Annotated in this window: 14 protein-coding genes; 1 reads left to right on the forward strand and 13 read right to left on the reverse strand. The window is 73.1% G+C overall.

The annotated features are described in order from the left end of the window. Nucleotides 1-15: 15 nt before the first annotated feature. From OHA98_RS17460 to OHA98_RS17470, 3 genes are all read right to left on the reverse strand, one after another. A complete protein-coding gene (locus tag OHA98_RS17460) occupies nucleotides 16-1,701 on the reverse strand; it encodes a (2,3-dihydroxybenzoyl)adenylate synthase (protein WP_266926831.1) in 1,686 nt (561 codons plus the stop codon). Further along, nucleotides 1,698-2,903 carry an isochorismate synthase DhbC gene (dhbC, locus tag OHA98_RS17465; RefSeq protein ID WP_266926833.1) on the reverse strand — a complete coding sequence of 402 codons (1,206 nt, stop codon included), beginning with the start codon at nucleotides 2,901-2,903 and terminating at the stop codon, nucleotides 1,698-1,700. The genes OHA98_RS17460 and dhbC overlap by 4 nt, the downstream gene beginning before the upstream one ends. 123 nt (nucleotides 2,904-3,026) lie before the next feature. Continuing rightward, nucleotides 3,027-3,827 (reverse strand): 2,3-dihydro-2,3-dihydroxybenzoate dehydrogenase, encoded by an 801-nt coding sequence (locus tag OHA98_RS17470; protein ID WP_266926835.1) that lies wholly within the window; start codon nucleotides 3,825-3,827, stop codon nucleotides 3,027-3,029. A 299-nt stretch (nucleotides 3,828-4,126) separates the two neighbouring features. Between OHA98_RS17470 and OHA98_RS17475 the strand changes: the two genes are divergently transcribed. After that, nucleotides 4,127-4,615: an NUDIX domain-containing protein gene (locus OHA98_RS17475; protein WP_266926836.1), complete on the forward strand. Its 489-nt coding sequence runs from the start codon at nucleotides 4,127-4,129 to the stop codon at nucleotides 4,613-4,615. A gap of 91 nt (nucleotides 4,616-4,706) precedes the next feature. Here the strand turns inward: OHA98_RS17475 and OHA98_RS17480 are convergent, their stop codons facing one another. The 10 genes from OHA98_RS17480 to OHA98_RS17525 all read right to left on the reverse strand — a co-directional run bounded on the left by OHA98_RS17480 (nucleotide 4,707) and on the right by OHA98_RS17525 (nucleotide 16,830). After that, nucleotides 4,707-5,297: a lytic polysaccharide monooxygenase gene (locus OHA98_RS17480; RefSeq protein WP_266926838.1), complete on the reverse strand. Its 591-nt coding sequence runs from the start codon at nucleotides 5,295-5,297 to the stop codon at nucleotides 4,707-4,709. A gap of 183 nt (nucleotides 5,298-5,480) precedes the next feature. Further along, nucleotides 5,481-6,776 (reverse strand): alpha/beta fold hydrolase, encoded by a 1,296-nt coding sequence (locus OHA98_RS17485; RefSeq protein WP_266926840.1) that lies wholly within the window; start codon nucleotides 6,774-6,776, stop codon nucleotides 5,481-5,483. A gap of 59 nt (nucleotides 6,777-6,835) precedes the next feature. After that, nucleotides 6,836-7,900, reverse strand: a complete 1,065-nt coding sequence (locus tag OHA98_RS17490) for a hypothetical protein (RefSeq protein WP_266926842.1) — start codon at nucleotides 7,898-7,900, stop codon at nucleotides 6,836-6,838. Between the two features lie 96 nt (nucleotides 7,901-7,996). Continuing rightward, nucleotides 7,997-9,676 carry an OPT/YSL family transporter gene (locus OHA98_RS17495; RefSeq protein ID WP_266926844.1) on the reverse strand — a complete coding sequence of 560 codons (1,680 nt, stop codon included), beginning with the start codon at nucleotides 9,674-9,676 and terminating at the stop codon, nucleotides 7,997-7,999. 185 nt (nucleotides 9,677-9,861) lie between these two features. Next, nucleotides 9,862-10,659: an IclR family transcriptional regulator gene (locus OHA98_RS17500; RefSeq protein WP_266926846.1), complete on the reverse strand. Its 798-nt coding sequence runs from the start codon at nucleotides 10,657-10,659 to the stop codon at nucleotides 9,862-9,864. 243 nt (nucleotides 10,660-10,902) lie between these two features. After that, nucleotides 10,903-12,324, reverse strand: a complete 1,422-nt coding sequence (locus tag OHA98_RS17505) for an aldehyde dehydrogenase family protein (RefSeq protein WP_266926848.1) — start codon at nucleotides 12,322-12,324, stop codon at nucleotides 10,903-10,905. Next, entirely contained in the window at nucleotides 12,300-14,075 is a 1,776-nt protein-coding gene (locus tag OHA98_RS17510) for an asparagine synthetase B (protein ID WP_266926850.1), read from the reverse strand. The genes OHA98_RS17505 and OHA98_RS17510 overlap by 25 nt, the downstream gene beginning before the upstream one ends. Before the next feature lie 113 nt (nucleotides 14,076-14,188). Then, a complete protein-coding gene (locus OHA98_RS17515; protein WP_266926852.1) occupies nucleotides 14,189-14,740 on the reverse strand; it encodes a hypothetical protein in 552 nt (183 codons plus the stop codon). A 96-nt stretch (nucleotides 14,741-14,836) separates the two neighbouring features. Then, nucleotides 14,837-15,757: a hypothetical protein gene (locus OHA98_RS17520; protein ID WP_266926854.1), complete on the reverse strand. Its 921-nt coding sequence runs from the start codon at nucleotides 15,755-15,757 to the stop codon at nucleotides 14,837-14,839. Beyond that, nucleotides 15,754-16,830: a hypothetical protein gene (locus OHA98_RS17525; RefSeq protein WP_266926856.1), complete on the reverse strand. Its 1,077-nt coding sequence runs from the start codon at nucleotides 16,828-16,830 to the stop codon at nucleotides 15,754-15,756. Before OHA98_RS17525 ends, OHA98_RS17520 begins: the two co-directional genes overlap by 4 nt. Nucleotides 16,831-16,844 lie beyond the last annotated feature (14 nt).

The following is a 16,844-nucleotide window of genomic DNA, read 5'->3' on the forward strand; positions in this document are numbered from 1 at the left end:
TCGGTGACGGTCCGTTCAGTTCTGGGCGGTCGGTGAGGCGGTGGATGGGGCGGCCGGGGACGAGGCCGTGGGGCCGGTCGCGGCCGCGCGCAGGTCCTTCTTGGAGATCTTCCCGACACCGGTCTGCGGAAAAGCGTCCACGAACGCGACCCGGTCGGGCACCTTGTAGGCGGCGAGGCCGCGGCCGCGGACGAACTTCTTGACGGCGACGGGCGTCAGCGGCTCGGCCCCGGCCCGCAGAATGACGTACGCGCAGGTGCGTTCGCCCAGATACGGGTCGGGCTCGGCGACCACATTGGCATCGTGCACCGCCGGGTGGGCGAGGATGTGGTTCTCGACCTCCTCGGCCGCGATCTTCTCGCCGCCCCGGTTGATCTGGTCCTTGGCGCGCCCCTCGACGACCAGATGTCCGGTCGCGGTGAGGCGGACGATGTCCCCGGTGCGGTAGAAGCCGTCCTCGGTGAAGGAGCGGGCGTTGTGCTCGGGTGCGTTCCAGTAGCCGCGGATCGTGTACGGACCGCGGGTGAGCAGATGCCCGGCCGTGCCGACGGGCAGGTCGTTGTCCTCGTCGTCGACGACACGGATCTCGTCGTCGGGGGAGATCGGCCGGCCCTGGGTGGTGACGATGGTCTCCGCGGGGTCGTCGAGGCGGGTGTAGTTGACCAGTCCCTCCGCCATTCCGAAGACCTGCTGGAGCGTGCAGCCGAGGGCGGGCCGCACCCGCCGCGCGGCCTCCTCGCTGAGTTTCGCGCCGCCCACCAGGAGCACATCGAGGCTGCTGAGGTCGTACGCGCTCGACGGCGCCGCCTCCGTCCACACCAGCGCGAGCGGCGGCACCAGCCCGGTCAGGGTGACGCCCTCCCGTTCGATGAGCGGGAACGCGACGTCCGGGGTGGGCTGCGGGGCCAGCACGACGCGGGCGCCCGCGTGGAGCGCGCCCAGCGAACCGGGCGAGGAGAGCGGGAAGTTGTGCGCGGCGGGCAGGGCGCAGAGGTAGACGCTGTCCTCGTCGACGCCGCACAGCTCATTGGAGCCGCGCAGTGAGTAGATGTAGTCGTCGTGGGTGCGCGGGATCAGTTTGGGTACTCCGGTGCTGCCGCCGGAGAGCTGGAGGAAGGCCAGATCGTCCGGGGCCGGTCCGGGGATGTGCACCGGTTCGGCCGGGACATCGGCGAGAGCCTCGTGCCCGCCGGGGTCGCCCCCGGCCACGAACACATGCTGGAGCGTGGGGACTTCGGCCCTGACCGCGGTGGCGAGATCCCGGTAGTCGTAGCCGTCGTGCACGGCGGGGATCACATGGGCGACCGCCCCGGTGAACGAGCAGAAGTACCGGATCTCGGTCTCCCGGTGCGCGGGCAGCGCGAAGACCGGCAGTGCGCCGATCCGGAACAGCGCGAAGATCACTTCGAAGAACTCGGCGACATTGGGGAGCTGGACGACGACCTTGTCCCCCTTGCCGATGCCCCTGCCGAGCAGCCCGGCGGCGAGCGCGTCGGCCCGCCGGTCCAGTTCCGCGTAGCTCCAGCGGCGCCCTCCGCCGGCCGGGTCCACGATCGCGATGCGGTCGGGGTGGGCGGCGGCGCGGTCGCGCAGCAGCTGCCCGAAGGTCTCACCGCGCCACCACCCGGCGGCGCGGTAGCGCTCGGCGAACTCCGCGGGCCAGGTGGGCGCCTGAAGGCCCGTCGTACGGGGGTGGCTCACAGCTCGGCTCCCACCGCGTCGAGGAACGTACGGAACTTCGCGGCGGTCTCCGCGGTCTCCGACTCCGGCTGGGACGCGGCGACGACTCCCGCCCCCGCGTACAGCCGGAGCCCGTGCTCCCCGGCTTCGGCGCAGCGGATCGTCACGACCCACTCACCGTCGCCCTCCGCGTCGCCCCAGCCCACCATTCCGGTGAAGAACCCCCGGTCGAAGGGCTCGGTCTCGCGGATCACCCGGCGCGCGGTGGCGGTCGGGGTGCCGCACACGGCGGGCGTCGGGTGCAGGGCGCAGGCCAGTTCGAGGGCGGAGGTGTCCGGGGAGGCGAGGGTGCCGGTCACGGTCGTGGAGAGATGCCACATGGTGGCGGTCCGGATCAGGGTCGGCTGCGCGGGCACGGTGAGGTCCGAGCAGTGCGGGGCGAGCGCCTGATGCACCGCGTCCACCACGACGGCGTGCTCGTGGAGGTCCTTCGCGGACTCCAGCAGGGTGGCCGCGCGGCGAACGTCCTCGGCGAGGTCGCCGCTGCGGGGTGTCGAGCCCGCCAGGGGATTGGCGACGACCCGGCGGCCCCGCCTGGAGACCAGCAGTTCGGGGCTGGCGCCGAGAAGGGTGCCGGTGGGAGAGGTGGGCAGGGCGAACGTATAGCCGGAGGGGTCGCGGCGGGCGAGGCGTTCCAGCAGTCCGCGGATGTCCAGTGGGCCGGGGGAGGTCAGTTCGAGGGTCCGGGCCAGTACCACCTTGCTGAACTCGCCGCGCCACATCCGCGCCACGGCCCCGGCGACCCCGGCCTCGTACTCCGCGGGCCCGGGGACCTCGCGCACCTGCCAGTCGGCGGCGTCCGGTGCGGGGGCGGGCAGCGCGATCAGCGGGTCGGCGGTGAGCGCCGGTGCGGTGCGGACCGTCCGGGGGACGGCGAGTGACGCGGGCGCCTCATGGTCGAAGGGGATGGCGCCGATGACCACGGGCGCGAGATGGCCCGAGGCGCGGGCCGCCGCCAGGGTGGCGGTCACCCGCTCGGCCAACGGCTGCTCGCCGTGGGGTACTTCGCTGTGCACCCCGTGTGCGAGGAGTGTGCGGGAGGGGGTGGCCAGGAACCGGGCGCCTGGGGTGTAGGCGTCCAGGAGCGCAGTGGCCGCTCCGACCGCTGCGGGGGCCGGTCCGGCCGCAGGGACGTGTGTGGCGACCTGGGATGCCGTCGACACGGGGGCTCCATTTCTTGTGTTCCCGGAAAGGGAAGGTAGGGGAAGCAGGCAGGTGAAAGCGGTGCGGGGAAGCGCGGGTTGCGCGGGGGCGGGGCGGCTCGGTGGGGAGCCGCGCGGGCCGGCTCAGCGGAGCGTGGCGCCGCCGTCGACGTAGAGCTCCTGCAGCGTGATGTGGCGGGCCCGGTCCGACGCGAGGAAGAGCACGGCGTCCGCGATGTCGTGCGGCTCGGCGATGCGGCCCAGCGGGATCCCGGTGCGGTACGTGGCCGGGTCGCCGTCGATCACCCGCCGGTGCGCGTGTTCGTCGGTCCACAGGCCGCGCTGCATGGCGGTGTCGGTGGATCCGGGCGCGACGACGTTGCAGCGGATGCCGTCGCGGGCGAGTTCCAGCCCGAGACACTTGGTGAACATCGCGGCGGCGGCCTTGGACGCGGCGTAGGCGGCCATGCCGGTGCGGGGGATTCCGGCGGCGTTGGATCCGACGGTGACGATGCAGCCCGCACCGCGCCGCGTCATCCGGGCCGCGACGGCACGGGAGGTGTGGAAGACGCCGGTCGTGTTCACGGCGAAGGTGTCCGCCCAGTCCTGGTCGGACAGTTGGGCGGCGGGAGAGGTACGGAGTATTCCGGCGACGTTCACCAGCACATCGAGTGGGCCGAGGTCGCTCTCCGCCTTCGCCACGATGCCGTCGACCGAGTGCCGGTCCGTGACGTCCATGACGTAGGCGGTCACCGACCGGTGTGTGCCGGCGAGCCGGTCGATGCCGGATGCGCCGAGGTCGGTGGCGGCGACCCGCGCTCCGAGCCCGGCGAACGCCTCGGTCACCGCGGCGCCGATGCCCTGTCCCGCACCGGTCACCAGCACCGTGCGGCCCTCGAACTCACCATGACCGTACGGAATGTGCCCCGGTATGTGATCAGGCATGAGCAACCTCCCCTATCGTTAGGTAAGCCTAACCTAACGCGTATTGGCTGCCCAGTCGCGCACGCGTGCCGGTCACAAGAAAACTTAGGTTAGCCTCGCCTCATGCGCATGTCGCCCTTCATGGGCGTGTCCGCGGAGGGGCCTCGGATGCGGAGGTGGGTGCGGAGGTGGGTACGGGGGTGGCCGCACAGACGCGCGGAGGGTGATGAAGGGGCAACGGCCGTCGTACCGCGGGGGCCTGTCTCGGCATAATGATCCGCTGCCACTGCCTGCCGCACAGCTCGACGGGACGGACCGAGATGACCCACGCCTGGCTTCCGCCGCATGAGTACGTCAAGACCATCGCCCAGTCCACCGGTTACGCCTGCCTCTACTTCACCGACACCGCCGGCCGTCCGGTCCAGCTGCGGTCCGTGTACGACCGGGAGGTCTGGCAGTGGCCCGGCGGGAACATGGACCCGGGCGAGACCCCGTGGCAGTGCGCGCTGCGCGAGTGCCGCGAGGAGACCGGCATGGAATTCACCGGCGAACCCCGGCTGTTGGGCACCCATTTCACCGGTCACCGGGGTGAGGCGTGGCCCGCGAACCACATCGGTTTCATCTTCGACGGCGGTGTCCTGAGCGACGAGCAGATCTCCGCCGTGGTGCTCGACCCCGACGAGCACACCGAACTGCTCGTGCGCACCCTTGAGGAGTGGAAGCCCGTCATGGCCCCCGAGGGCTTCGACCGTCTCGTGGCGGTCGACGCGGCCCGCGCGGACGGGCGGGCCGTCTACCTGGAGGGCTGAGGGCGGGCGTGGTCGCGCGTTCCGGGGCGGACGGTCCCGTGCTTGGGGACCGCCCGCCCCGGACGGTTGCGCGTGCGGGAGCCGGTGGGGCTCAGAACTTCACGTCCGAGCAGGCGTAGAAGGCGTTACCGGTGTCGGCGATGGTCCAGACGCCGAGAATCAGGTGCTTGCCCGACTTCTGCGGCAGCACGCCGTCATGGGTCACGGTGGAGCCCGGCTGGCGGCCTCCGAAGGGCACGGTCAGGAACGGCTGCGGGTCCAGGTCGGCCCGGGTGAGGGGCTTGGTGGGGTCGTATCCGTCCTTGGTGATGTAGTAGCGGAAGTCGGTCGTCGCGTGGCGTGCCGTGATCCGCCAGCGGAAGGTGTGGTTCTGTCCGCCGCCGACCTGTGTCGCGGGCCAGGCTCCGGCGCGCGGGTCGTCGAGTTCCGAGAACCGGCCGTTGCCGCCGGCGCAGAGGGTGCCGTCGACCGGGCCGCGGGCGGGGAAGCCCTTGGGGCCCTCGACGCTCGGCGGCTCCCACTGGATCTGGCCGCAGTTGCGCACGGTGCCGTTGCCGCAGAGCTGCTGACGGCTGATGGGGGAGTCGGTGTAGCCGTGGCTCTGGGCGCTGCCGGTGGTGGCGAGGAGGGAGGCTCCGGCGACGCCGAGCCCGAGCAGTGATGAGGTGATCCTTCGGCGCATGCTTCGCTCCTGGGGGAGTGTGGGGGCGCTGCGGACGAGTGGGGCGGGCGCGCTCCACCTCACTAGGTCTAGACCAACTCCGAGACTAGCCATGACATTTGGTCGTGTCCATACCAAGAATGGGCCGCCGGTTCCCTGCCCGGCGGCCCGTCCTCGGTGCGGCCCGCGGGTGCGGGCGGACGCTCAGGCCTCGTGCCGGGCCATGGCGATCAGCCGGTCCAGCACGGCGGCGTCGGCCCGCACCCCGTCGTGGGCGTAGGCGTCGGTCACCCAGGTCCGCAGACCGCGGACCGCGTCGGCGGTGGCGAGGGACTGGGCGCGGTCGACGTACATGTCGTCGTGGTAGACGGCCGCGACGACGGGCACCTCGTTGGCGGCGAGCCGGTCCGGGTCGTAGAGGACCGGCCAGTCGGTGCGCGCGGCGAGTAGCTCCGCGGCGCCGCGCAGGGGGACGAGCGCGGGGTCCTCCTCGAACTGCCAGGGGTAGACCATCTCGCCGGTGAACCGGACCGGGGTGTCCGCGCGGGCGTCGAAGGCGGGGAACTCCTCCCGCACACGGTGGGCGGACCACGCGGTGGCGCGGCCGCCCTGCGCGTAGATCGGTTCGTGGAGCGCGGCGTACAGGGGGCGTTCGGCGAAGGAGACGGCGGCGTCCACCCCGCGCAGGAAGGTGTCGCTGAGTTCCGGGCCGTGGGCGCCTTCGGTGAACGCGGTCTCCAGCAGGTAGTGGAGCGAGTCGAATCGGGCCGACGTGCCGAACATGATGCCGAGGGTCTGGAACCGGCGGACGGTGAGGCGCTCGCCGGCCGGCATCCGGACATCGTGCGCTTCGAGATGTGCGGCAACGGCGTCGGCGAGGCGCTGGTCGCCGGGGTAGCGGGCGAAGTAGCGCTCGTTGTGGGCGAGCGTGCGGGCGTAGGCCGCCCGGTACACCTCGTCGGCGTGTCCGGTCAGCGTCGGCAGGCCGCCGGTGATGTACGCCTGGGTGAGCCCCTCGGGCGCGAGGCTCAGATAGGTGAGTGTGGAGAAGCCTCCGAAGCTCTGGCCCAGGACGCTCCACGGCGCGTCGCCCTGGAGGTGGCGGCGCAGCAGTTCGGCGTCGCGGACGATCGAGTCGGCGCGGAAGTGCGCGAGATACCCGGCGGCCGCCGCGGAGTCGGTGCCGAACCGGGCGAGCGAGACGCGGTCGGCGGGTGTGGAGCGGCCGGTCCCGCGCTGGTCCAGAAGCACCACGCGGTAGTCGGTGAGGGCGCGGCGCAGCCAGGCCCCCGCCACGTTGGGGCGCTCGGCACGGCCGCCGGGGCCGCCCTGCAGCCACAGCAGACGGGGCAGGTTCTCGTGCTCGCGGCCGGCGGCGACGACCTCGCGCGCGAACAGGCTGATGGCGGGTCCGTCGGGGGACCGGTGGTCGAGCGGCACATCAAGGGTGTGGTCGGTGCAGACGAGACCGCTGTGACGGTACGGGGCGGGGGTGGACATGGGCGCTCCTTTCGCGACGGGGGAACGGTTTCACGGACGGCGGGACCTCGCGGACCCCCTCAGTACCCTGCCACTCCGAGCTCGCGGCAGATCGCGACCAGCTCCGGGTGCACATAGCGCCCGTTCTCCTCGATGGCGACGCCGTCCAGGTAGATGGACGGGCCCAGCACACTGCCGTCGGTGTGTGCGGCGGCCACCCACGGTTCGCCGCCGATCCAGGCCCCCTTGGTGCCGATGCCGAGCTCGACGCAGCCGAAGACGCGCTCGTCCTCGACGATGCGGCCGGTCGGCGCGAGCACACCCGGGTTGAAGCCGAGCGACCAGTGCGCGACGCGGAACATGTTCGGGTCGTCGAAGGACTCCATCCAGCGGCGGAAGGTGTCCGCGTCGGCGCCGCCCTCGATCCTGGTGACGACGCCCTTCTCCACGGTGCAGCGGACCGGGGAGCGCAGCAGACCGATCTCGTCCGGCGGCCACAGGGCCCCGTCGAAGACGAGGACGCCGTCCTGGGTCTCCTCCAGCGGGTTCCACGAGATCTGGCCGGAGAGCATGACCGTCTCGCCGGGCTTCTCCGCGGGCTTGCCCCGCAGGTTGATCGGCCGGTCGCCATTGCGGCCCACCAGGTCGGTGCCGTTGGCGGAGGTGATGCGGACCTCGTCCGCCGCCTCCAGCAGTGCCACGAGGGCCTTGCCGAGACGGATGACGCCCTGGAAGTCGGGGCGCCCCACGGTGGCGACCAGCATCTGGACATCCATCGCGGTGAGATTGGTGTAGCGGCAGCCCGCCGCCATGGCGGCGCGGAAGGCGTCGGAGTGCATCAGGTACGAGACGGCGAACTCGATCCACACATCGGCGTCGGCTATGGCACCGGCCACGGGGCGGGGCGGTTCCATGGAGGCGCCGGGCAGCGTCTCGTACCAGACGACGACGGGGTGTGCCCCGGCGGCGGCGACGGCCTGTGCGGTGGCCTCGATCACCCGGCGGTCGCTGCTGGTGTCGCCGGTGAGGACGACGTGCTCGCCGCGCTTGACGAGCATGACCTCCTCGACGAGCTTGCGGGCGGCCAGGGCGAGTTCGAAGCTGAGGTACTCGGGGCGCGGTTCGAGCCTGCTGTACATGTCCATGGAGGGTTCTCCTTGCCGTGCGGGTCGTACTGGTGTGGAGCGGTGGTGCGGTGAAGGGGGCGGTTCGTCCGGACCGGAGTCCGGGCGGCTGGCCGGTCAGGCCTTGAGGATCTGGGCCGAGTCACCGAGCGAACTGCCCGCGATCAGTCCGGCGCCGACCAGGTTCAGTTCCTCGTCGGCGGCGGGACCGCGCAGCCTGCGGTAGCCGACCCGGACCGCGAGGGCGCCGAGGACCAGCCAGCAGGCCTGCGGGGTGAGGATGAGAAGACCGGTGGCGAGCATGACGCCCATCTGCCTGCGCGTGCCGCCCAGCAGTTGGATGGCCGCGCCGGGGACGGCCCAGAGCAGCATGGTGCGCACCGCGTCCGGGTCGCTGAGCCCGCTCCTGATGGTGTCGGCGTACACCTTGGCGACCGGTGGGATGAGGCCCTGTCCGAAGTAGGAGCGCCAGGCGAGGGCGACGACGACCAGCGCCACGCCGAATCCGATCAGGGCGGCCAGGAACTGCTGGCGGCGTCCTTCGCGTTCGTACGGGTCCCAGGGGCGGTGCTCGCGGCGCAGCAGCCAGCCCGCCTTGAGGTCGTACCCCATGTCGGCGAAGGCAGGTCCGGTCGCGGAGACATATCCCACCAGGAGGGCGAGCGGTACGGACGGGATGCCGATGGCCAGCCCGAGAATGAGGAAGATCAGGGTGACGGCGAAGGACGGGAACCAGCCGGACTGCATCGCGGCGAGACCGACGATCAGCTCGTGCACCAGGGCGGCGAACGCGGCGAACAGCACCCAGCCGACGATGCCGAGCGGGCTCATCTCGCCGATCAGCCCGCCGAGCACGGCGAGGACCACCGCACCCGCGGTGAACAGCGCGTAGCCGCGGATGAGGGAGAGCCGCAGGGCGCGCTCGTCCACGGTGTACGCGACGGTCGGGTCCTGCGCGGGGGCCGGTGCCGGGTCCGGTGCGCTCCGTGCCCTCTCGGCGCCCGACTTCCGTTTGCGCTCGCGACGGCCGATCAGCAGAACGACGGCCTGGCCCAGGGCCACGATTCCGGCGCCGACCATGACACCGTGCGGAATGAACCCGGCGCCCAGATCGGTGTGGAAGACATCGGGACTGTACTGGCGCAGCATCAGGCCGATACCGAACATCATCAGCGCCCAGACATTGCCCAGGAAGGCGACGCCGGCTGCGGAGAGCGGCAGGCTGAGAAGGGTTCCGGCCAGGCCGGCAGCGGTGCCACCGGCGAGGATGAGGGCGCGTCGGCCGCCCCGGTCGCCGGCCTTGATGGTCTCGGCGGCGGCCGTGCCGGGCGGCCAGGCCGCGTCGGCCGGCAGCAGCCGGGAGCCGAAGGCGCGGTAGAGCACCCAGGCGTCCACGAGCAGGCCGATGAAGGCTCCCGCGAGCATCGGCCAGACCAGGTCGGTGCGCCCGAAGACGTACGGGACGGCCACCGAGGTCAGCAGCGCGTTCGCGGAGGCGAAGGTGGCGGCGGAGATGGCGCTCTGGGCGAGGTTCTGCCGGTGCACGGAGCGCATCCGGCGCAGGAAGCCCAGCGGGATGCGGCCGATCAGCATGGCGACGAGGGCGCCGACCACCGAGGTGTTGGCCGAGATGCCTAGCTTGGAGACCAGATCGATGCCGATGACGGCGCCGACGGCGGCGAGCACCACCAGGATCACCAGCATCACGGGTTCCAGGACGCGCGGGTGCGCCCGGGTGTCGTCGGTGTCGGGGCCCGGCGGTGGGACAGGGTGCGGGGCGGAGACATGGTGCGCCATGGGGCACCCCCTTCGGTGAGCGTGGCAGGGGAGATCGTTCGGGGCGGGTCGGTCTCGCCGGTGGGTGCGCGCGGGCAGGGCCGGGCGCACCGTCGACGCGGGGAGGCCGCGCGTGGAGCGGTGAGGGCGTGCTGCTGGGGTGAGGTGCCGGGGCGGTGGGAGGGCCTGCGCGGATGTCTGCCGTTTCAGCCGCCGAGCGCGGCGGTGATCTCCGCCGCTCCGGCGCGTACCAGCGTCACGAGTGTCCCGGCGGCCCGGTCCACCCGGTGGGAGGGGCCGATGACCGTCAGGGAGGCGGGGACACCGTCGCCCTGGAAGACGGGTGCGGAGACCGCGGTCACGGCTTCGTCGTACTCGCCGTGGCTGATGCTGTATCCGTCGGCGCGGACCCGTGCGTAGCAGCTGAGCAGGGCGTCCAGGTCGGTGATGGTGCGGTCGTTGAAGCGGGTCAGCCCGGTGGGGCCGAACATCTGCCGGATCTCGCGCTCGGGGTGGTACGCGAAGATGGTGTGTCCGGAGGCCCCGGCGTGGCCGGGCATGACAGCGCCGATGATCGCCGTGTAGCGCACCGGTCCGGTACCGTCGACAGCGGCTTCGCAGCGGTAGCTGCCGCCGTGCGGGACATTGAGGACGATGCTCTCCCCGGTCTCGCGGAGCAGCCGCGCGAGCACCGGCCGGGCCAGCGAGGAGAGTACTCCGCTGTGCTCGCTCACCCTCGCCAGGCGGGAGAGCGCGGGCCCCGGGCGGTAGCGCCGCGTGCGGTCGTCGCAGACGAGGAAGGCGCGCGCGGTCAGGGTGGTGAGCAGCCGCTGGACGACCGCCTTGTCCCAGCCGTGGTGACGGGCCAGCTCGCTGACGCCCCACTCGGGCCGTTGCTCGGTGAAGGTGAGCAGGACGAGCAGGGCCCGGTCCACGGTCTGGAGGACCCCGGGGGCCTGGGGCCCCGCTCCGGCCGGGGCGGTGTCCGTGCCGTGCTCCGCCATGGGCCGGCCTCCTGTTCACATCATCCGTATCGGTGCGGAAAACGCAACGGCGTTGCGATTTCTGGCGAAAGGATGCGTGCACGGTCCACGGGTGTCAAGGGTTTGCCGCGAATTCGCCTCCGCTCCGTGAACGGGCAGGTCGGAGCCGGTGGCGCGGAGGCGGCGGAGCGGCGGCCCGGCAGCCGGAACGGTGCGGTCCGGTGCCGGTGCCGGACCTGGGCGGTACAGCGACGGTGCCGGGCCTCAGCCCTCGCGCACGCCGGGCGACAGCCGTACCGTCACCGTCTTGGGCCGCTGGTACTCCTGGAGCGCCAGCGCGCTCAGGTCCGTGCCGTGGCCGGACGCGCCGCGCCCGCCGTGCGGAAGCTCCGCGGTCTGCACCAGATGACAGTTGAGCCAGGCCTCGCCCGCGTCGAGGCGCGCGGCGAGATCGAGCCCCGTACCGAGACCGTTCGTCCAGACACTGGCCGCCAGGGCCTGCGGGACGCTGTTGGCCAGGCCGAGGGCCGCCTCCACCGTGTCCGCGTGCTGGACCGTGAGGAGCGGGCCGAAGACCTCCTCGGTGACCGTCGGGTCGTCGTCCGGGAGATCGGCCAGCACGAGGGCCGGACGCCAGTGGCCCCGCTCCTCGCCCGGCGGCACGGCAAGCGCCGCGGGCAGGCGACGCCCCGCGGACGACGAGGCGACGAGGGCGTCGTACCGCGCCACCTGGTCCGGGTTGTTCAGCGGGCCGAAGTCGCGGCCCGCCAGCCGGGCGCCCATCGCCTCCGCCAGCCCGGCCACCGTCGGCTCGTAGTTCTCCGTCAGCGTGATCACCCGGGCCGGCGCGGCGCAGCTCTGCCCCGCGTTGTACGTGGCCGCCGCCGCGAGCGAGTCGTAGGTGTCCGCCGGGGCGTCCGGAAGCACGACGGCCGGAGCGTTGCCGCCCAGCTCCAGGCTGATCCGGCGCGTCCCCGCCCGTGCCGCCACATCCAGGCCCGCCCGGCCGCTGCCCGTGAACGCGACCATGTCCACCGGGGATTCGACCAGCAGCCGGCCGGTGCGCCGGTCACCCGGAAGACACTGCACCACGCCCTCGCCCAGCGCCCGCGCGGCATGTTCCGCCAGCAGGCGCAGCGAGTCGGGGGTGCTCTCCGCCGGCTTCACCACCACCGTGTTGCCCGCGGCGAGTGCCGGGGCGCAGCGCCAGGCGGCCATCAGCAGCGGATAGTTCCACGGGACGATCACCCCGACCACGCCCATCGGCTCCCAGCGCACCCAGCTCTCGTGCCCGGCCACCAGCCGCCCCGCCGCGGGGGCCGTCGAGGTCCGGGCCGCCGTCGCGTAGAAGCGGAACAGGTCCGCCACCTGTTCGACCTCGCCCGCACTCTCCGCGACCGGTTTGCCCGTCCCGGCCCGCTCCAGCGCCGCGTACCGCGCCGCCCCGTCCTCGATCAGCACCGCCAGCCGCTCCAGGCGCCGCGCCCGGTCCCTGGGTGTCAGGGCGCTCCACGCGCCGAGCGCCGTGCGGGCCGCCGCCACGGCCGCGGCCACCTCGGGCCCGCGCGAGAGGGGGGCGGTGCCGCGCGGGCGTCCCGTGCGAGGGTCGGTGAGTCCGGTGTTCATCGCTGCTCCGCTCGTCGCTTCCTGCCGCTCGTCCTTCACAACTCGTACGACCGCAGCCACAGTTCCAGCGTGAGCACCAGCCAGAGCTTGCCGCCCTGACGGGGCAGGAGCGTGCCCTCGCCCTTCATCCACGTACGGATCGTGTCGGGGCGGAACAGTCCGCGGCGGGCGGACTGCCGGCTGAGCAGCAGATCGTTGCCCAGCTCGCGCAGCGGCCCCGTCAGCCACTGCTGCACCGGCACGCGCATCCCGCTCTTCGGGCGGTCCACGACGGTGTCCGGGAGGAGGTCGCGGACGGCCTCCTTGAGGATCCACTTCTCCGTCGAGCCACGGAGCTTGTACGCCGGCGGCGTCGCGAAGGCGTGGTCGATCACCCGGCGGTCGAACAGCGGCGCCCGGCCCTCGATGCCCCGGGAGGCCGTCAGGCGCTCCACCTTGGTCAGGATGTGATGCGCGCCCTTGGTCCGCAGATTGCAGTGCAGCAGCTGGTTGAGCAGATGACCCATCCGGTGCGGGCCGCCCGCCCCCGGGGTCAGATACGGCTCGACGAACCGCTGGGGGGCCGGGGCGTCGCGCAACGCGTCCAGTGTCCCCGCGGTCAGCAGCACCGGGAGGTCCGTCCAGCACTTGCGGTACGAGCGCAGATAGGCCGTCGCCCGGTCCTCGTCCCAGGGGGCCCCGGGTTCGCGGTGCATCTCCTGCACCAGCATCGGGAGGTTCTTCGGACCGCCGAACACGGGGTCGCCGCCCTCGCCGTTGAGCACCACCGAGGCGCCGTCGGCCGCCACGGCCTCCGCGAGCAGCAGGTTCGGGACCGTCAGGGGATCGCCCACCGGACTGTCCAGGAGCGCGGCCGCCTCCGCGAGCCGTGAGGCGACCGTGTCCCCGGACACGTTCAGCACCCGGTGGCGGGTGTGGCAGTGGGCGGCCACCAGGCCCGAGTAGCCCAGTTCGTTGGGGAGTTCGTCGCCGAAGCTGATGGAGTACGTATGCACCGGATGGCTGTGGAGCTTCGCCGCCAGCGCGGTTACGAGGGAGCTGTCGATCCCGCCGGAGAGAAGGACCGCCGCCGGCTCGGCCCGCGGGAGCCTGTCGGCCGTCGCCCGCTCCAGGAGCGACCGCAGGGCCAGGACATGCCCCGCCGGATCCCGCGGCGCCGGCTCCGCGAGCTCCTCGCGGGGTTCCCAGTACACCGTCTCGACGGCCGTGCCGTCCCGGCCCAGCCGCAGCACCCGGCCGGGCAGGACCTCCCGGACACCTGTCAGGAGCGTCTCCTCGCCCGGCAGATAGGCGAACGTGAGGAACGAACGCACCGCGGACAGATTCACCGACGTGCCGAGCGCGGGCCAACGGCGCAGCGCCCGGAGCGAGGTGGAGGCCGCCCAGGCGCCCTCGGCGCGGGCGTAGAAGACCGTCCTCGCGCCCACCTGGTCGCGGATCACGATCAGGTCCGTACCGTCCAGCACCGCCAGGACGAACATGCCTTCGGCGAGCGCCAGACCCGCTTCGCCGAGCCGCGCCCAGCAGCGCAGCAGGAGTTCGCCGTCGGAGCACCGGGCGGGTACGGGAGTCCCCTCCGCGTGCAGCGCGGCCAGGAGGTCCGGGCGGTTGTGGAGGGTGACCTCGCCGGCCGCCGTCAGACCGTACGCGGTGAACGGGCCCTCCGCACGGCCGGGTTCGCCGGAGATCAGTCCGAGATCGGCCCCCGGTACGTCCACGGGGTCCCGGCCGTCCCCTGCCGCACCCATCGCCTCGGTGTGCGTCCGGGCCTGCCCGGTCGTCGGGGCCAGACTGACACACAGACGAGCCATGGACGGCTCCTTTCCTCGGTGTTCCTGTTCCGTAGCGCTGCCCGCTGCCCGCAGCCCGCTGTCCTGCGGCCTCCGGTGTCGCCGCGGCCTCCGGTGTCGCGACGCGTCAAGGCTCAGCCGAAGTCGTCGTCGCTCCAGGCGTCCTCGCCGTCGTTCCAGCCCGCATCCCAGTCGTGGGACCCGCCGTCCCCCAAATCGCCGCTCCCGCCTCCGCCCGCGTCCCCGCCCGAGTCCCCCGAGGACGACTGGCTCTGCGCCTGCTGCTGGCGGAGCGCTTCCTCCTCCTGCGGGCTCATGCTCAGCGGCGGCAGCTGGGCGGCGGTGATGGCGAGCCCCGCCACACCCAGGCCCGCGAGCATGGCGCCCGTCCTCCCGCCGAACGACGTCCGGTTGACCATCACCGTCTCACCGCGCCCCCACAGGGTGCGGCCGTACCCGATGTCCCTGGCGTACGTCACCGTCCCGTCGGCGAGGGTGCGTTTGATGATGCGGTCGCCGAGCAGTTCGTCGGTGCCCGAGGCGTTCCGGTTGTCGTGCCAGCGCACGAGGTGACGGTGGGACCGCTCGCGGTGACGCCACTCCTCGCGCCCGTCCTCGTAGCGCCGGTGGACGCTGCCGTCGGCGAGCAGTTCGTCGGAGTAGCCGATCTCTTGAGGCCGGATCATCATGTGTTCCTCGGGTCTGCGGGGCGGTCGTGGACGCGGGATTCGGGGCTCGCCGGAACGGGGCGCCCGCGGTTCACGGGCGGGAGGAGCGGCGGTTCATGAGGCGGGCCAGGTCAGAAAGCCCGTGGTACGCAGCCCCCGCAGGTCCGTCCACAGGGAATTCCGGGGCGGTCGCGGTCCCCGCGTGAGGCGCAGCACCGTACGCACCAGGCGGGGTGCCGGCACGGCCGCGACCTGCGCGAAGCGGCCCCGTGCCAGCCACGCGGCCTCCTGGGGCCGCAGCGCCGGTGGCCAGGGCCCGCACGGCGCAGCCGGTGCCGGTCCGCGCCCGGTGGGAAGCCGCAGGGCGGCCGCGTGCCGGGGCACGAGGCCGATCGAGGAGACGCGGACGCCGGGGACGGGACCGAGCGCGGCCCTGATCCGTGCCGGAAGGCCGATGCCCCGCGGGCTCGCGTCGTGCAGGACATGCACCGTCGCGCCCTCGGCCCGCTCCAGAGCCGTGCGCAGATGCGGGGCGAGCGGAAGCGCGTCGGCCGCCGCGAGAACGAGGCACGCCGCCTCCAGGTGCACGTGGTTGGCCAGCAGCATCCGGGCGATCGAACGGTCCTGGCAGACCAGAACGCGGGGCAACCCGTAGGCGTACAGGTCGGGTTCACCGGTACCCGGCGCGGCCGGGGGCCGGGGGAGTACCGGCGGCGCGGCCGGGACCGGCGGGAGCAGGCCCGCGACGGTCTCCCTGCCGCGCGCCTCCAGGGCGCGGGTGAACGCCGGCAGCCGCAGGGTCGGGGACGTCGTACGCGGGACACGGGTGAGCAGGGCCGCGGCCGGGCTCAGGACGCGGCATGTCTCGTAGTAGAGCTGCCGTTCCGTGAACCTGATGCCGCCGGGGCCCGCGGCGCGGGCGGCGGCCCCGGTGATGGCGAGATCGAGGAGACGGAGTCCGGGCCGGCGGCCGGTACGGGGAGCCGGGGCCGCGGAGGCCGCGCCTCCGGGAGCCTGGGGGCGTCGCGGAGTCATGCGGAGCTGGGCCTTTCGTTCCTGGATGTGCCGCGGCCGGGCCGGCCGGTGCCCCGCTCCCGGGAGGGGCGCGGCACCTGGGGCCAGCTGAGGAAGCCGCTGGTGTCCGCGGTCCGGGGACCGGGTGGATCGGCGGCCAGAGCCCGTTCCACCGCCCGTACGACGACCGATTCGAGAAGGCGCGGCGGCACGGCGGCGACCGGGCTCCAGAACCCGTCGATGAGCCACGCGGTGTCCGCCCCGGACAGACCCGCGACCGTGCGGAGCTGTTCCTCGTCGGCGGACCGGCAGGGCCGGGCGAGCCGTACAACACCGGCCCGGCCCCGGGCCGCCGAGACGGGGAGCCCCGCGTCCACCACGACGCGGCCGGGCTGCGCGGCCCGGAGCAGCGGTGCCAGCAGGACTCCGGACGGGTCGGCGTCGTGCAGGACCACCAGCGGCAGCGCGGTGCGGTACCCGGCGAGCCGGGCAAGGGCATCGGTCACCAGGGCGCCATGCCCCGTGGTTCCCTCCGGGGCGGTGGTGCGCAGGAGAACGGCACCCAGCCGGCCCGGAAGGTCATTGGCCGTGAGGAAGAGCGCCGCCACCGGGTCGGTGCACAGGATCACGGACGTGGGCCGGGTCACCGGCGCCGCCGTACGGGCACGGCCCTTGCCACGCGGCCGGGGCAGCGGGTGCGCGTCGTCGAAGACGCCCCTCGGCAGGCTGCCGTACGCCGCTGACCAGGCGCCCGTCATCAGCCGGCGGAAGGTCTCCTCGGACGGGATCACCTGCGAGCGCGGCAGCTGACCGGGGCGATGGCGCATGACCGACGCGGCGACGAGGACCAGGAAGGCCGCGACTCCGGCGAAGAACGCGAGGTCACCGCCTGCCAGAACCGCGCACACCAGGAGCGCGGCGGCCACCGGCAGCGCCACCAGCCAGCGCAGCCCCGTCGGCACGCCCTCCGGCTCCCGCGCGCCCCAGGCGTAGTTGCGGGTACGGGACAGGTACCAGAGCTGGGTGAGGGTGACCTCCAGCCGGCCGTGATCGGTGGCGCGCTCGGCGATGCCCCGGATCCGGATGTCGTGCATGCCCGGACCGTGGA

The sequence above is a fragment of the Streptomyces sp. NBC_00654 genome, assembly GCF_026341775.1.
Classification (GTDB): Bacteria; Actinomycetota; Actinomycetes; order Streptomycetales; family Streptomycetaceae; genus Streptomyces.

What these genes read in the sequence shown, in the direction of transcription:
- OHA98_RS17470 (WP_266926835.1), bottom strand. Translation starts at nt 3,827, where the DNA reads ATGCCTGATCACATACCGGGGCACATTCCGTACGGTCATGGTGAGTTC.
- OHA98_RS17475 (WP_266926836.1), top strand. Translation starts at nt 4,127, where the DNA reads ATGACCCACGCCTGGCTTCCGCCGCATGAGTACGTCAAGACCATCGCC.
- OHA98_RS17480 (WP_266926838.1), bottom strand. Translation starts at nt 5,297, where the DNA reads ATGCGCCGAAGGATCACCTCATCACTGCTCGGGCTCGGCGTCGCCGGA.
- OHA98_RS17485 (WP_266926840.1), bottom strand. Translation starts at nt 6,776, where the DNA reads ATGTCCACCCCCGCCCCGTACCGTCACAGCGGTCTCGTCTGCACCGAC.
- OHA98_RS17490 (WP_266926842.1), bottom strand. Translation starts at nt 7,900, where the DNA reads ATGGACATGTACAGCAGGCTCGAACCGCGCCCCGAGTACCTCAGCTTC.
- OHA98_RS17495 (WP_266926844.1), bottom strand. Translation starts at nt 9,676, where the DNA reads ATGGCGCACCATGTCTCCGCCCCGCACCCTGTCCCACCGCCGGGCCCC.
- OHA98_RS17500 (WP_266926846.1), bottom strand. Translation starts at nt 10,659, where the DNA reads ATGGCGGAGCACGGCACGGACACCGCCCCGGCCGGAGCGGGGCCCCAG.
- OHA98_RS17510 (WP_266926850.1), bottom strand. Translation starts at nt 14,075, where the DNA reads ATGGCTCGTCTGTGTGTCAGTCTGGCCCCGACGACCGGGCAGGCCCGG.
- OHA98_RS17515 (WP_266926852.1), bottom strand. Translation starts at nt 14,740, where the DNA reads ATGATCCGGCCTCAAGAGATCGGCTACTCCGACGAACTGCTCGCCGAC.
- OHA98_RS17520 (WP_266926854.1), bottom strand. Translation starts at nt 15,757, where the DNA reads ATGACTCCGCGACGCCCCCAGGCTCCCGGAGGCGCGGCCTCCGCGGCC.
- OHA98_RS17525 (WP_266926856.1), bottom strand. Translation starts at nt 16,830, where the DNA reads ATGCACGACATCCGGATCCGGGGCATCGCCGAGCGCGCCACCGATCAC.